This is a genomic window from Moraxella ovis (assembly GCF_900453105.1).
Lineage (GTDB): Bacteria > Pseudomonadota > Gammaproteobacteria > Pseudomonadales > Moraxellaceae > Moraxella > Moraxella ovis.
In genome coordinates this window covers 1,766,260-1,778,710 of sequence record NZ_UGPW01000001.1, presented here as the reverse complement: position 1 = coordinate 1,778,710, position 12,451 = coordinate 1,766,260, and the positions used below count along the sequence as shown (strand labels likewise).

Sequence of the window (12,451 nt, the reverse complement as noted above, 5' to 3'; positions counted from 1 at the left end):
AAAAAACCCAAATAAGCACATAAAAATCAAATTTGGTGTACAATAGCTGCCTATCTCATTAAACTTCATCTGAAAATACAAAATAAGCGAAACATGGTTGATATTAATTTTACGAATCTTTTGAGTGCTTTATCAGAATTTGAGACTTTGTATATTGTCGCGAGCTACATCATCGCCGTTTTCATTTGGCTTGAATCAACTTGGGTGCTGAATAATGACGGTAAGCTCCCTGAGTCCAATATCTTTGCGGTGGTCAGTCTTACGACCTCATCATGGCTTGTGGTGTCTGGGCTTGCGCTGTTTTTCTTGGATTTTAATGGGCTTTCGATGAGCGTGCCTGTGGCTTATGGGATCTATTCATTGATGGGGTGGATTTATGGCGCACGTTTGATCTCCACTAAGGACATCGACGACCCAAAGGACATTGTACTACCTGCAAAGTATCTAAATTTTTGTCGTTCTTTTGCTCTTGTCTTTGCGTTACTGTGCGGCTTTGTGCTTGCCAAGCCATATTTACCCATTTAATTTCCTTGGTTGCAAATAAATCTCCAATGTGCCAAAATAATCCCCCTTTTGTGGCCAAAGTCTGTTATACTGTCACCCATGGTATTTATGTACCATTAGTAAGTTTTTGCAAGACGCCTCTGGGCGAGTGTTAAAACGACTTTGAAACTTGCGGACAAGTGGGTTTTAGGGCGTATTTGAACTATCTTTGAACGTTGTTTATTGTATTGGTTGAAATTTAGACGTCTTTTTACATTAAGACTTATTTTGCACGTTTTGGCAACATAAATATTTTAAACAGGCAATTTTGCCATTTTTTCGATCATACAGGAATTTTCCCATGTCAAACAAAGTTCAAGGCACTGTTAAGTGGTTCAACGAAGCTAAAGGTTTTGGTTTCATCGCTCAAGACAACGGCGGTCAAGACGTATTTGCTCACTACAGCGCAATCACCGGTTCTGGCTTCAAAACCTTAGCTGAAGGTCAAAAAGTATCTTTCATCCTAGGCGAAGGCAAAAAAGGTCCACAAGCTGAAGAAATCGAAGCGCTTTAATTCACAGAATTAAGCCTATGATTAAAAACACTGCTTATCCAGCGGTGTTTTTTATTGCCAAAACAAAAAAGTGACTGATGATTCACAAAAATGATTTGACCCAATCGGGTGATTTTTCTGATAATCAAAATACCAGGAACATCAAAGTAATTGGTGCGAAGTCTTTATTTGCAAATTGATATTTACAAATCTGCCTGCAAATGATATAAAGAAGAGCGTATCCATAACAAATCACGGAGCTATCATGAAAGTATTAGTAGCGGTAAAGCGCGTTGTTGACCATAATGTAAAAGTTCGCGTTAAAGCGGATGAGTCGGGTGTGGAATTGACTAACGCCAAAATGAGTGTAAACCCATTTTGTGAAATCGCCATTGAAGAAGCGGTTCGTCTAAAAGAAAAAGGTGTGGCTACCGAGGTTGTGGCGGTATCTATCGGCACAGCACAAGCTGCAGAGCAGATCCGTTCGGCGTTGGCATTGGGCGTTGATCGCGGCATTCTGGTAGAGACTGATGAGAGGCCTTATCCGCTACAAGTCGCCAAGATTCTAAAAGGCGTGGCTGAAGCAGAGGGTGCACAGCTGATTCTATTGGGTAAGCAAGCCATCGATGATGACAATAACCAAACAGGTCAGATGCTATCGGCGCTAATGAATGCGTCACAAGGTACGTTTGCGTCAGAAGTTGTGGTGAGCGGCGATAAAGTACAAGTAACCCGTGAGATCGATGGTGGCTTGCAGACGGTTGAATTGGCACTGCCTGCAATCATCACGACTGACCTACGTCTGAACGAGCCTCGTTTTCCGAAACTACCGAACATCATGGCAGCTAAGAAGAAGCCATTGGACAATAAGACGCCAGCTGATTTTGGCGTGGACATGACGTCCAAGCTAACTACACTGAAAGTCAAAGCGCCAGCTGAGCGTGGTGCGGGCGTGAAAGTGGGTAGCGTTGATGAGCTGATCGATAAACTTCGTAACGAAGCGAAAGTAATCTAATGCCAAAGCATGGCTTGTGCATCCAAGCTCTGATAAATTAACCATCTTAATTGTCAGAGTCTCACGAGTCAGCAATCAACTTTGACAAAATTGTATTATAAAATTGCTAAAAGGATAAAACCATGACCGTACTAGTTTATGCTGAACATGATAATACCGAATTAAAATCTGCTACTTTATCAACCATTACTGCCGCTACCAAGATTGATAGTGATGTGCATGTATTGGTGGCAGGCACCAATGCCCAAGCTGTCGCGGACAGCGCAGCTCAAGTGGCAGGCGTGAGCAAAGTTTTGCTTGCTGATAATGCTGCCTTTGCCAATCAATTGGCAGAGAACATTGCGCCATTGGTTGTTGAGTTGGCGGGCGGCTATACACACATCATCGCTCCTGCAACTACGACAGGTAAGAATTTCTTGCCACGTGTGGCAGCGCTATTAGATGTCAGCATGGTATCTGACATCACGGCTGTGATCGATGCGAAGACCTTTGAGCGTCCGATTTACGCAGGTAATGCGATTGCAACTGTGCAGACCTCTGAAGATAAAGTTGTGCTTAGCGTGCGTGGCACTGCTTTTGATGCAGCGGCAGCGACTGGCGGCAGTGCAGCGATTGAGAGCGTGAGCGCAGGCGGCGATGCGGGCAAATCAACCTTCGTTAAAGAAGAGCTGGCTAAGTCTGACCGTCCAGAGCTGACTTCTGCTAATATCGTCGTCTCTGGCGGTCGTGCTTTGGCAAGTGGCGAAAACTTCACCAAGTACATCGAGCCTTTGGCGGACAAACTGAGTGCAGCGGTCGGTGCCAGCCGTGCGGCGGTGGATGCAGGCTTCGTACCAAATGATCTACAAGTTGGTCAGACTGGTAAAATCGTCGCGCCAAGCTTATACATCGCCGCTGGCATCTCTGGTGCGATTCAACATCTGGCGGGCATGAAAGACTCTAAGACCATCGTTGCTATTAATAACGACCCAGAAGCGCCAATCGCTAAAGTGGCCGATTATTTCCTAGAAGCGGATATCTTCACGGCATTGCCAGAGCTGACTGCCAAGCTCTAAACGATGCGACGCAAAGATCCCCACATACATGGGGATTTTTTTGGTTAGGAGCTAGGTATGGTCAAAAATACCAGCTCTGGTCGATTGAATACTCTGGGTATGAAGCGTGTGGACTCTTTGGCAAGTCCACGACTGACGATGAACTGGGTGTGCTGGCTGTGAGAGACTGGATTGACAAAGTGATAATCACCACCAGCATATTTTGGAAGCAGTCCTTGATTTGGGGCGAACAGACCATTTAGCACATAAGGGATACGCCATTGACCACCGTGTGCATGACCACTCACCACAAAATCAAAGGGATATGTCAAATACTCATCGATGTATTCAGGGCGATGAGTGAGTAGAATGTTGATGTCGTCAGGTCTAGCAAGCTCACCAACCGTGCGTAAATCCTCACGAAACTTGGTCATAAATACAGGGTCGGACACGCCATAGACACGCAGCTTGCTGTCTTTGCCATCAATCGGTATGGTGGCTGTGTCGCCGTGTAGGATTTTGATGCCGTAGCTTGTGATTTTGTTTTCTATTTTGGTGTATTCATCAGCAGGCAGGTACAGTTCATGGTTACCATTGACATAGTACACATGAGGCGTGATGTCGGTAAGCTGGCGAAGCAGTACATCGGCGTGCGTCTGGGGCAGTTCGTCGTCATAGATGTCCCCACCCAACAAAATCACATCAGGGCGGCGGTCTTTTAGGGGCTTCATCAGCTCGTGCTGCTCATCACCATAAAAGCAGCTGTGCAAATCGGTGATGATTGCCACCGTGATTGCTCTGTCGGTGGTGGCATGACTTGCGGTGTATTCTTGGGTGGTGAGACGGTCATCGATGGCAACGAGCATAAGAACGGCCACAGCCACAAGCACAAAGGCGACGGTTAATGTTTTTTGTCGTGATAAAAAGAACATGGCATCAAACCTCACGACCGAGCAAAGCGACGCTGACGCAGCATCTCATACAGACACACCGAGCCTGCCACACCGACATTTAGGCTTTCTTGACCATTGGGCTGGGGCAGAGCGATGGGCGTGGCATTGTGCAGGAGCGTGTCAGAGATGCCTTGCCCTTCATGCCCAAGCACCCAAGCGATGCTGGTGGTCAGGTTGTGGTCATAGATGACTTTGTCGGCATGGCTGCTTGTGGCGTATAAAGGGGTCTTGACTTGACACAAAATCTCATCATGACTGATGTGCTCGTAGATGTCCAAGGCAAAATGTGCCCCCATGCCAGCACGCAGGCATTTGGGCGACCACAGATGGGCGGTGTGTGGCGTGGTGATGACGGCTTCGATGCCGACAGCAGAGGCGGTACGAAGCAATGTGCCGATGTTGCCAGCGTCTTGCAGACCATCTAAAATCAGGGCATCGCCTGTGATGCTGCCGAGTGTCGGCGTTGGCGTGTCGATGATTGCCATGATGTCTATGCCATCGCCTAAGGTGCGAATTTGCTTGTAAACGGCGTCGGTGGTCATCACGATGTCGTCATGACCAAGTTTTGGTAGCAGCTGTTGTGTCTCGGCATGGTCTAGGGCATCGTGGGTGGCGATGACCTTATCGACCAAAAAGCCTTGCTGGAGATAAGCGTCCAGCAGATGCACGCCTTCGATGACGGTTTGCTTGCTTTTTTTGCGATGGCGATGCTGCGTGAGCAGGGCAGTGGCGTGCTTGATGGTGGGGTTGTTTAAGGAGGTGATTGGGTTCATGGCTTGGGTGCGTCTTGATGCTTGTTGGGTGAATGCTTAGTATCAGATGATGTTCTTAGGTTTGGTGTCTTTGAGTCTGGTGGTTGGGGTGCTTGGTTTGGCCTTGCCAGCCTTGTACGCTCTTTGTGCTGGCGTACAAGGCTTTTGGCAGATGACCTCTTGGTCGGTGGGCGGCGTGTGCTCCCCCTTTTGTTGTTAGGCAGTCTGTCTTTTTTGACCGCATTTTGGGTTTTGGCGAAGGCGTCAGTCAGGCTGGCTCGCCATTTGCCAATATCTTTGCTTGCTCATGCAGTGCCTTGACATACGCCACCTCCTCTTTGGCACCCAGCACCACAGGAATCCGCTGATGAATGTGCGTGGGCTTGATGTCCATGATGCGAAACACGCCATCGGTGCTGGCACCGCCTGCCTGTTCGATGACAAAACTCATCGGATTGGCTTCATACATCAAGCGGAGCTTGCCAGCTTTGCCAGCTATTTTTGTGTCAAAAGGATACATGAACACGCCACCACGCATCAAGATGCGATGCACATCGGCAATCATCGCCGCCACCCAACGCATATTATAGTCTTTGGCTCGCACGCCTGTGTCGCCTTGGGTCAGCTCCTCGATGTACTGCTGAACAGGGGGCAGCCAGTAGCGACGGTTTGAGGCGTTGATGGCGTATTCGGCGGTCGTATCGCTGATGGTAACACGCTCATTGATGAGTACATAGCTTTGTGTGGCAGGGTCTAGGGCGAACATCGCCACGCCTTGACCAAAGGTAACTGCCAGCATCGTAGAGGTGCCATAGATGAAATAACCTGCCGCCAGCTGACGGTCTCCTTGCTGCAAAAAATCCTGCTCGCAGACCGCCTGACCTTGACGAGGGTGAGGCAATACCGAAAAAATCGTCCCAACTGTCATGTTGATGTCGATGTTTGATGAGCCATCTAGTGGGTCAAAGGTAACAAGCAGTGTGCCATCGGCATTGGCAGGACTGATGTCATCGAGCTCCTCGCTGGCGACACCAGCACAGTTGGGGTTTTGGGTCAGGGCGTTTAGCAGTAGGTCGTTGGCGATGACATCGAGCTTTTTTTGGGCTTCTCCTTGTATGTTTTGACCACCGGCATTGCCATGAATGCCAGCCAAAGCCCCCCGAGCGAGCAAGTCGCTGATGGCGATGCTGGCGGTAGCAAGTGTCGTCATGGTGCTGGTCATCTGTGGGGTGGTGTGTGTGCTTAGATAGTCGGTGAGTGTCGTCATAGAATGCCCTTTATTCGTTGATAAAAACTGCCATGCCACAGCACGGCATCTGATGCGTTATTCTAGCACGATTTGGGGTGCTGGGCGGCCTTTTTTTGATGAAACGACTCAAAGAGCCAAACACAAAACGACGACAGAACAACAATCCAAGCACGATCAACAAAACACACACAAATCAGACATAATCACTCAATCGCCCAGACAAAAGTTACATAAAACGCTCATTTTTGTTTTGCTTTTTTACGGGTATTTGTCTATAATATTAAAGAAGTTAGCACTGTCTGCTCACGTTGTCGCCAGTACTTGGCAGATGACAGACGGCAAGGCTTGGCGGTTGCTATTTGATTATGACCATCTATTTGTTATGGAGACTGACATGTTTAAAAAATCACTCGCTGCCCTAGTCATGGCAGGTGCTGCCGCCTCAGCACACGCTGACAGCGTTAGCGGCACCATGGATCTGCAGGTGCAGTTGCCAGAGGTGCTGGTATTATACCATTGGACGAATGCGGGTATTGAGTTCAATCCTATCGTAAAAGGTATAGGGGTTGGAAGAGGTGTTGGTACTTACGGTCTTAATCAAGACACCATTGAGGTTTTGGACAATAATAGTGAAAGTGCTGCGGATTTAACGGATGATCCATTGGTTACCACTACCGTTCTAAATAACCAAGCAGATACCAACAAAGTTACAGTTACATTAAAGGATGCTTGGGCGGTGCGTAGCATATCGAATGACGGTGTCAAGTTAAAGGTTGAAAACACAGATTCTACTCATCTTCATGATGGCGATCGCAACTCTAAAGTTAAGACAGAAAACGTTAAGGTAAAAAGCTCTGATGCTGTAACCAAGACTGCAGAAGAGGAAATTGAATTAAATTCTAAGTGGAAGCCTATCAAAGGCGATATCACTTTCGACTTGGATTTCTCTGAAGCTAAAAAAGCAGGACTACACAAATCAGATGATCAAACTTTTACATTGACGCTGACTGCTAAGTAATGCCCCGCTCGGTATTCGATCATCGACCTAACAAGAGTATTAGACACAGGTTTTAATGCTCTTTTTTTGTGATATCATAAGCCTTTGCGGTCGTATACGCCGCACCACAGAGTGCACCACAAAGCACCCAATATGAGTAACACCATGACCCATCTGCCCATAAGACACGCTGCCATCTGTCTGCTGACTGCTTTGGCGATGACCACCGCCCACGCCACCACCTTGCAGACAAGCTTAGAGCAAGGCGATGGGGGAGCAAGGCTTGTTGTCGTCCAAAAAGACGAGCAAGGACGCACGCTCGATATGCCACCGCCGCAGCTGGGCATCTCGCCGCCCAGCCTTGACCTGATGGCTCGCACTCGGACAGATGCGTCGGTAACTTTTTATAATTACAGCACCGAGCCTAAGCTGATAGAGCTGTCTTTGCTAGACGCTGACGAACAGCTGACAGCCATAGAAGATGAGGCCAAGATGCAAAGTTGGACTGTGGTCGCACCGCAGTCATTCACCGTGCCATCTGGGGGCTATCAGACCATTCGTCTGTCGTTTCGCCCACCTGCTGACCTGCCCAAAACGACCCATTATGGACTATTGGTCATCAATCAAAAAATCCAAAACCCCATCGTAGAGCAGACAGAGTCGTCAGCGGTGGTAAAAATCGGCTCGCAGTATCAGTTGCCCATTCGTATCATGCACCGCTGATGACAGATGTTGAGGCGTGGCTATGATAAATAGAGTACTTCGTGGGGCGATCATTGTAGCGATGACAGGGGCTGTGGCATTGCCTGCATGGGCAGGCGAGCTACAGTTGGTCGGTCTAAAGATTAACCACCAAGACAAAGGTGGTATTGATGCACTGTGGCATGATGAGCGTTATTATGTTAGTGTGTCTGATTTGGCTGTGCTTGACATCACCACTGACGACCAAGAAGAGGGCATGCTATTTAAGACACCGCTTGGAGAGGCGAAGATTGCTTTTGATGAGCTAGTATATCATGATGGCTTGGTGTATATTTCGTTTGATTCACTGAAGCTACTGGGCATTACGTCAGAGTATCTGCCATCGGATTTACAGATTCATCTGATGGTAGCAACCCTACCCAAAAAAGAACCTACCCCAAAACCACGCCCCATTGTTACGCACACGCCAAGTGTGGCAGGCTTACAGGGCTTGCAGATGAACACTCAGCTATCAGGTCGTACGAACAACGATGATAAGGTGCGTGATCATCATCAGCTAGATGCTTTTGGTTATGCACTGGGCGGTACTTGGGGCGTATCAGTCAGTAAAGACAATGACGAAAAAACCAAACTTGATAATGCCTACTGGCTAACATCAACGCCCAAGACAGCCATCAGACTTGGTAGCACCAATACCGTGTTTAATACCATCACAGGTCTGAATGTGGCTTTTAGCAGTGCCAATATCGCAAGACACCTAACAGGTCATGTAGATGGCAAGACTAGTACGCTAATAGACGCACCTAGCCATGATTATCAGCACATCAAAGGTGTGGGTGTGGCAGGCGGTCTGGCAGAACTTCGTATCAACGGTAGGACGGTGGCTCGTGTACAAAGTTTGCTTAATGGTCGGTATGAGTTTTTAAATCTGGATATGTCAGCCATTGACCGCCACAGTCTGATTGAGGTGGCGATATTTGACAATCCGCTATCGGCTGTGCCTATGCGTGTAGAGCGTGTGTCTTTGGGCAAGCGTTATGGCTCGGTGGCGACCAATGAGCTATTGGTGCAAGCCGGTGTTGGTCGTCTGGGCGTGTTTGATGAGCATAGCGAACAGACCGCTTACGCACACCTTGCTTATGGCTTGCATAATAAACTTAGCCTAAGAGCAGGGCTAAAGTATCAGCAAAATCAAGATAACGACTGGCAGGTGGGGGCGAACATAGCACCGAACCGCTACACCAACATAGATGTGGACTATCATCGAGATGGTAATGTTCGTGTAGATGCTCGCTATGAGAAAGAAGTGTGGCGAGCGAACTATCGCTATGCTCGCTCCACTTATGATGACCGCCATCATCTAGGACTGTATTACACCCCTAATGAACGCACGCACATGTCAGTCACCCAAGATGGCGATAATACCAGTTTATATGCTCGTTTTCATCTAAGTGATCGGTTAAGTCATGACTTGCAGTATCAGTCGCATAATGACTATTGGCGTTATCATGCTAGCTATCGCCATCTACAGAGCCGATTTAATAGCAATTATCAATATAGCGTTGATCCGCATAAACACCATTTGTCATCATCGCTACGCCTAACGGACAGAACCACGCTACAGTCAGGGGTGTATGTGGGGCATAGTGGTAATAGCACCCATGGCAACAAGCGAGCCTTTGGTATTGAAAGTAGCTTGCAACACCGCCTATCTAGCCATCAATCGCTGTCTGTGGGTGCGTCTTGGCATAACTTGACCAAAAAAGACAATGTCGCTTTGCAGTTTTATTGGCAACACCACACGAAAAACGGCATTGATATCAGTGCAGGCTATCGTCATGGCGGTAATGCTTGGCGTGGGTCTTATGAGAGCCGCATCGGCAAGGTGGATCTTAGCGACACCAAGCGTAGCGAAGGCGAATGGTTCTTGCGTATTGGTCTAAATGCCTACAAACCCCCTGCTAGCTTGCCAAAATTGGGTAGGTATGTCGCCAGTGGCAATGCTGGTGGGCAGGCGGTGATTACCTTGTTGCATGACAATAAAGATTTCATACAATCGCCTGATGAGCCGATGTTCTTTAATGTGAATAACAAACTGACATCAGCCAATCCGCTGTCTAGCACCAACAAAAAAAGTACCTATCTGATAGACCTACCCAAAGGTGTGTATGAGATTGAGCTAGACGGACGCAACATACCGATTGAATACGCCTTGCCAAATAAGGCGGTGGCAAAGATAGATGCACGCTTGCCTACCCATATTCAGTGGCAGATGACCCAGTCCTATGGTATTCGTGGTCGTATTTCGGTTGGTGGCGAACAGGTGCAAGCATGGAAAGATGATAAAATCATTGCCTATACTAAGACCGATCAAAATGGCTATTTCTTATTAGATGGACTGCCAAAGGGCGAATACATCGTGCGTGCTGATGGCCATACCCCCAAGCGAGTCGTTGTGGTAGATGACTATGTGCTAGGGGTGGCTTTATCTAAACTAAATCAGTAGGGAGTCAAGGGATAAATAATGACAAAACCAAAATTAAACAAGCGTGCGTGGTTGCTTTTACTGGGACTGCCCTTGGGAGCAATGACATCAGCATATGCCGAAAACTGCTTTCCCACATTGAACAATATTTCAGGTGGTCGATTTGATGATAAGTTCATTGCTGTAGGGAGTAGTGGTGGTGAGACCATCTATTCGTGCTTTCGTGATGAACCAGCCCCCAATTTGGATAGAAAGATTGTTGTGTTAGACAGCCAAGTTATCAGAGGTGGCAGTCAAGGGATTGGCATGGGTGAGCTTAATGGCTTGGTAAACTTTGGGGTCGGCAGTGTTGAACTTGATGGTTTTGATGTTACCGACAATCTAAGCTTGCCAAGCAATTTCATCTTTAAGACACACAATCGTGAGCGTGAACCTGTTAGGGAGCGATTTCAATTTTTCACATACACGAGGGATAATGGCGGCACTATCAGAGGTGATCAGCAACCATCTGTTTATGATGCTTACTGTGAAGGCAGAGGGGTTGTGCCGCATGGTGCTGTCAACCATCAGCAAAACATTCTCGACTATTTGACAGCCAATGCCCATCGGTTCACGGTCAATGGTCAGCCTGCCGCTCCAAGTTTTAAGAGGATTGATAGAAATAACCAGCAATTCGCCAGCGTAACACTGGTCATTGATGGAGCAGACATGACAGTCAACTTCATCGCCAGAAAACGAGATGGTTTTTATCACCGAAATAAAAACAGAGACCACATCTACTGTCTGATGACAGTAGGTGTGGAAGCAAGCGTTGATATGAACACCGCCAAGCCCAAAGATTACAATCTAAGAATCGGTTACAGCAGCCAGTGATGGCGTTTGACATGGCTCATCTTGCGTGAATTTCGTTTGCAAGCGTTGGCTTTTTTGATACAATGCGTGTTAGCACAAGGCTTATTGATGTCATCAAAAGTCTTTATGTCCACATGTGCTCAAGATGGCAGCTTGACATCAAGACAATACAGCCAAAAGAGTGGCTTTGCCCAAATATTGATGATCATACAGATTCATCATGAGCTTAAAGCATAAGGCAAGTGCACGGCATTCATGCGGTGTCAAGCCTGCCAAAAGCTTTGGCGTGTCGGTTGGGGGCTTTTTCACGACATACAGATGCACACTTAGGATAATCAGAGGAAATCATGTATCACATCACCGAGCGTCTCAATCAATCACTCGCCCGCCCACAACTCATGCTACATGACACCAAAGAGGGCGGTATTCGCCATTTCATCGGTGTTGAGGGGCTGTCTTGTATTCAGCTTGAAAACATCATCGACAAGGCGATGGGTTACTTTGACAAAGATGGGCGACTCATCAATACCGATGAGTTGGCAGGCAAGACGGTCATGAATCTTTTTTTTGAAAACTCCACACGCACTCGCACCACTTTTGAAGCTGCCCAAAAGCGACTGGGGGCAAATGTGCTGAACCTTGATATCGCCAAATCCTCCACTTCCAAAGGCGAGACTTTGCGTGATACGCTGTGGAACTTGGAGGCGATGAGTGCTGATATGTTCGTGGTGCGTCATTCATCAAGTGGGGCGGCTCATTTTATGGCGACCGAAGTTACCCCAAATGTCGCCGTCATCAATGCAGGCGATGGCTGGCACGCCCACCCCACCCAGGCCATGCTGGATATGCTCACCATTCATCGTGAATACTGTCTCAAACACAACACTACTTTCGACAAGCTGTCTATTGCCATCGTGGGCGACATCAAGCACAGCCGTGTGGCTCGCTCGGACATCTCGGCATTGAGCACTTTGGGCTTGCGTGACATTCGTGTCATCGCACCCAGAACGCTTCTGCCAAAAGGCATCGAGCGTTATGGCGTGCGTGTGTTTGAGGACATGGCAGAGGGGCTGGCAGGCGTAGATGTGGTCATCGGCTTGCGTATTCAAAACGAACGCATCGGCTCGCCACTGTTGCCATCCACGTCTGAGTATTACAAGATGTATGGCATTACCGAGACTCGTGTTGCTCTTGCCAAACCAAATGCGTTGGTCATGCACCCCGGCCCCATGAACCGTGGCGTGGAGATAGCGTCTGGTGTGGCAGATGGCGAGCAGTCGGTGATTTTAAAGCAGGTGAGTAACGGCATCGCTGTTCGCATGGCGGTGATGGCGATGGCGATGCGTGGTCAAGACGAGATGAGAAGGCAGGCTTGA

General features: G+C 48.0%; 14 protein-coding genes. 10 read left to right on the top strand and 4 right to left on the bottom strand.

The window, feature by feature from the left end; all coding sequences use genetic code 11:
• Positions 1 to 93 precede the first annotated feature (93 nt).
• The 4 genes from DYD54_RS08445 to DYD54_RS08430 all read left to right on the top strand — a co-directional run bounded on the left by DYD54_RS08445 (position 94) and on the right by DYD54_RS08430 (position 3,106).
• Positions 94 to 525 (top strand): hypothetical protein, encoded by a 432-nt coding sequence (locus tag DYD54_RS08445; protein WP_063514538.1) that lies wholly within the window; start codon positions 94 to 96, stop codon positions 523 to 525.
• A 319-nt stretch (positions 526 to 844) separates the two neighbouring features.
• Entirely contained in the window at positions 845 to 1,057 is a 213-nt protein-coding gene (locus DYD54_RS08440) for a cold-shock protein (protein ID WP_036364195.1), read from the top strand.
• A gap of 244 nt (positions 1,058 to 1,301) precedes the next feature.
• Entirely contained in the window at positions 1,302 to 2,051 is a 750-nt protein-coding gene (locus tag DYD54_RS08435; protein ID WP_063514537.1) for an electron transfer flavoprotein subunit beta/FixA family protein, read from the top strand.
• A gap of 122 nt (positions 2,052 to 2,173) precedes the next feature.
• Positions 2,174 to 3,106 (top strand): electron transfer flavoprotein subunit alpha/FixB family protein, encoded by a 933-nt coding sequence (locus tag DYD54_RS08430; RefSeq protein WP_063514536.1) that lies wholly within the window; start codon positions 2,174 to 2,176, stop codon positions 3,104 to 3,106.
• Between the two features lie 44 nt (positions 3,107 to 3,150).
• On the opposite strand, the gene DYD54_RS08425 is transcribed toward DYD54_RS08430, so the two are convergent.
• On the bottom strand, positions 3,151 to 4,017 hold the full coding sequence (locus DYD54_RS08425; RefSeq protein WP_063515028.1) for a metallophosphoesterase: 867 nt from the start codon (positions 4,015 to 4,017) through the stop codon (positions 3,151 to 3,153).
• A gap of 11 nt (positions 4,018 to 4,028) precedes the next feature.
• Positions 4,029 to 4,811 carry a TrmH family RNA methyltransferase gene (locus tag DYD54_RS08420; protein WP_063514535.1) on the bottom strand — a complete coding sequence of 261 codons (783 nt, stop codon included), beginning with the start codon at positions 4,809 to 4,811 and terminating at the stop codon, positions 4,029 to 4,031.
• Positions 4,812 to 4,857: 46 nt separating this feature from the next.
• Between DYD54_RS08420 and DYD54_RS11440 the strand changes: the two genes are divergently transcribed.
• A complete protein-coding gene (locus tag DYD54_RS11440) occupies positions 4,858 to 5,010 on the top strand; it encodes a hypothetical protein (protein ID WP_157079191.1) in 153 nt (50 codons plus the stop codon).
• Between the two features lie 48 nt (positions 5,011 to 5,058).
• Here DYD54_RS11440 and DYD54_RS08415 read toward each other — a convergent pair whose 3' ends face one another.
• The gene (locus DYD54_RS08415) at positions 5,059 to 6,057 is read right to left on the bottom strand and encodes a class 1 fructose-bisphosphatase (RefSeq protein ID WP_063514534.1); all 999 of its coding nucleotides are present in this window, start codon (positions 6,055 to 6,057) and stop codon (positions 5,059 to 5,061) included.
• A 250-nt stretch (positions 6,058 to 6,307) separates the two neighbouring features.
• Between DYD54_RS08415 and DYD54_RS08410 the strand changes: the two genes are divergently transcribed.
• The 4 genes from DYD54_RS08410 (at position 6,308) to DYD54_RS08395 (ending at position 11,096) form a co-directional block, all read left to right on the top strand.
• On the top strand, positions 6,308 to 7,057 hold the full coding sequence (locus DYD54_RS08410) for a hypothetical protein (protein WP_147285090.1): 750 nt from the start codon (positions 6,308 to 6,310) through the stop codon (positions 7,055 to 7,057).
• A 132-nt stretch (positions 7,058 to 7,189) separates the two neighbouring features.
• Positions 7,190 to 7,759 (top strand): fimbrial biogenesis chaperone, encoded by a 570-nt coding sequence (locus DYD54_RS08405; protein ID WP_063514532.1) that lies wholly within the window; start codon positions 7,190 to 7,192, stop codon positions 7,757 to 7,759.
• A gap of 22 nt (positions 7,760 to 7,781) precedes the next feature.
• Positions 7,782 to 10,244: a carboxypeptidase-like regulatory domain-containing protein gene (locus DYD54_RS08400; RefSeq protein WP_147285089.1), complete on the top strand. Its 2,463-nt coding sequence runs from the start codon at positions 7,782 to 7,784 to the stop codon at positions 10,242 to 10,244.
• Positions 10,245 to 10,262: 18 nt separating this feature from the next.
• Positions 10,263 to 11,096: a hypothetical protein gene (locus DYD54_RS08395; protein WP_063514530.1), complete on the top strand. Its 834-nt coding sequence runs from the start codon at positions 10,263 to 10,265 to the stop codon at positions 11,094 to 11,096.
• A gap of 138 nt (positions 11,097 to 11,234) precedes the next feature.
• Here the strand turns inward: DYD54_RS08395 and DYD54_RS11435 are convergent, their stop codons facing one another.
• Complete coding sequence (locus DYD54_RS11435; protein WP_157079190.1) at positions 11,235 to 11,384, bottom strand: hypothetical protein; 150 nt, start codon at positions 11,382 to 11,384, stop codon at positions 11,235 to 11,237.
• A gap of 38 nt (positions 11,385 to 11,422) precedes the next feature.
• On the opposite strand from DYD54_RS11435, the gene DYD54_RS08385 reads away from it, so the two are divergent.
• The gene (locus DYD54_RS08385) at positions 11,423 to 12,451 is read left to right on the top strand and encodes an aspartate carbamoyltransferase catalytic subunit (protein ID WP_063514528.1); all 1,029 of its coding nucleotides are present in this window, start codon (positions 11,423 to 11,425) and stop codon (positions 12,449 to 12,451) included.

Coding starts and splice junctions, on each gene's coding strand:
- DYD54_RS08445 (WP_063514538.1), top strand. CDS start 94: ATGGTTGATATTAATTTTACGAATCTTTTGAGTGCTTTATCAGAATTT.
- DYD54_RS08440 (WP_036364195.1), top strand. CDS start 845: ATGTCAAACAAAGTTCAAGGCACTGTTAAGTGGTTCAACGAAGCTAAA.
- DYD54_RS08435 (WP_063514537.1), top strand. CDS start 1,302: ATGAAAGTATTAGTAGCGGTAAAGCGCGTTGTTGACCATAATGTAAAA.
- DYD54_RS08430 (WP_063514536.1), top strand. CDS start 2,174: ATGACCGTACTAGTTTATGCTGAACATGATAATACCGAATTAAAATCT.
- DYD54_RS08425 (WP_063515028.1), bottom strand. CDS start 4,017: ATGTTCTTTTTATCACGACAAAAAACATTAACCGTCGCCTTTGTGCTT.
- DYD54_RS08420 (WP_063514535.1), bottom strand. CDS start 4,811: ATGAACCCAATCACCTCCTTAAACAACCCCACCATCAAGCACGCCACT.
- DYD54_RS11440 (WP_157079191.1), top strand. CDS start 4,858: ATGATGTTCTTAGGTTTGGTGTCTTTGAGTCTGGTGGTTGGGGTGCTT.
- DYD54_RS08415 (WP_063514534.1), bottom strand. CDS start 6,057: ATGACGACACTCACCGACTATCTAAGCACACACACCACCCCACAGATG.
- DYD54_RS08405 (WP_063514532.1), top strand. CDS start 7,190: ATGAGTAACACCATGACCCATCTGCCCATAAGACACGCTGCCATCTGT.
- DYD54_RS08400 (WP_147285089.1), top strand. CDS start 7,782: ATGATAAATAGAGTACTTCGTGGGGCGATCATTGTAGCGATGACAGGG.
- DYD54_RS08395 (WP_063514530.1), top strand. CDS start 10,263: ATGACAAAACCAAAATTAAACAAGCGTGCGTGGTTGCTTTTACTGGGA.
- DYD54_RS08385 (WP_063514528.1), top strand. CDS start 11,423: ATGTATCACATCACCGAGCGTCTCAATCAATCACTCGCCCGCCCACAA.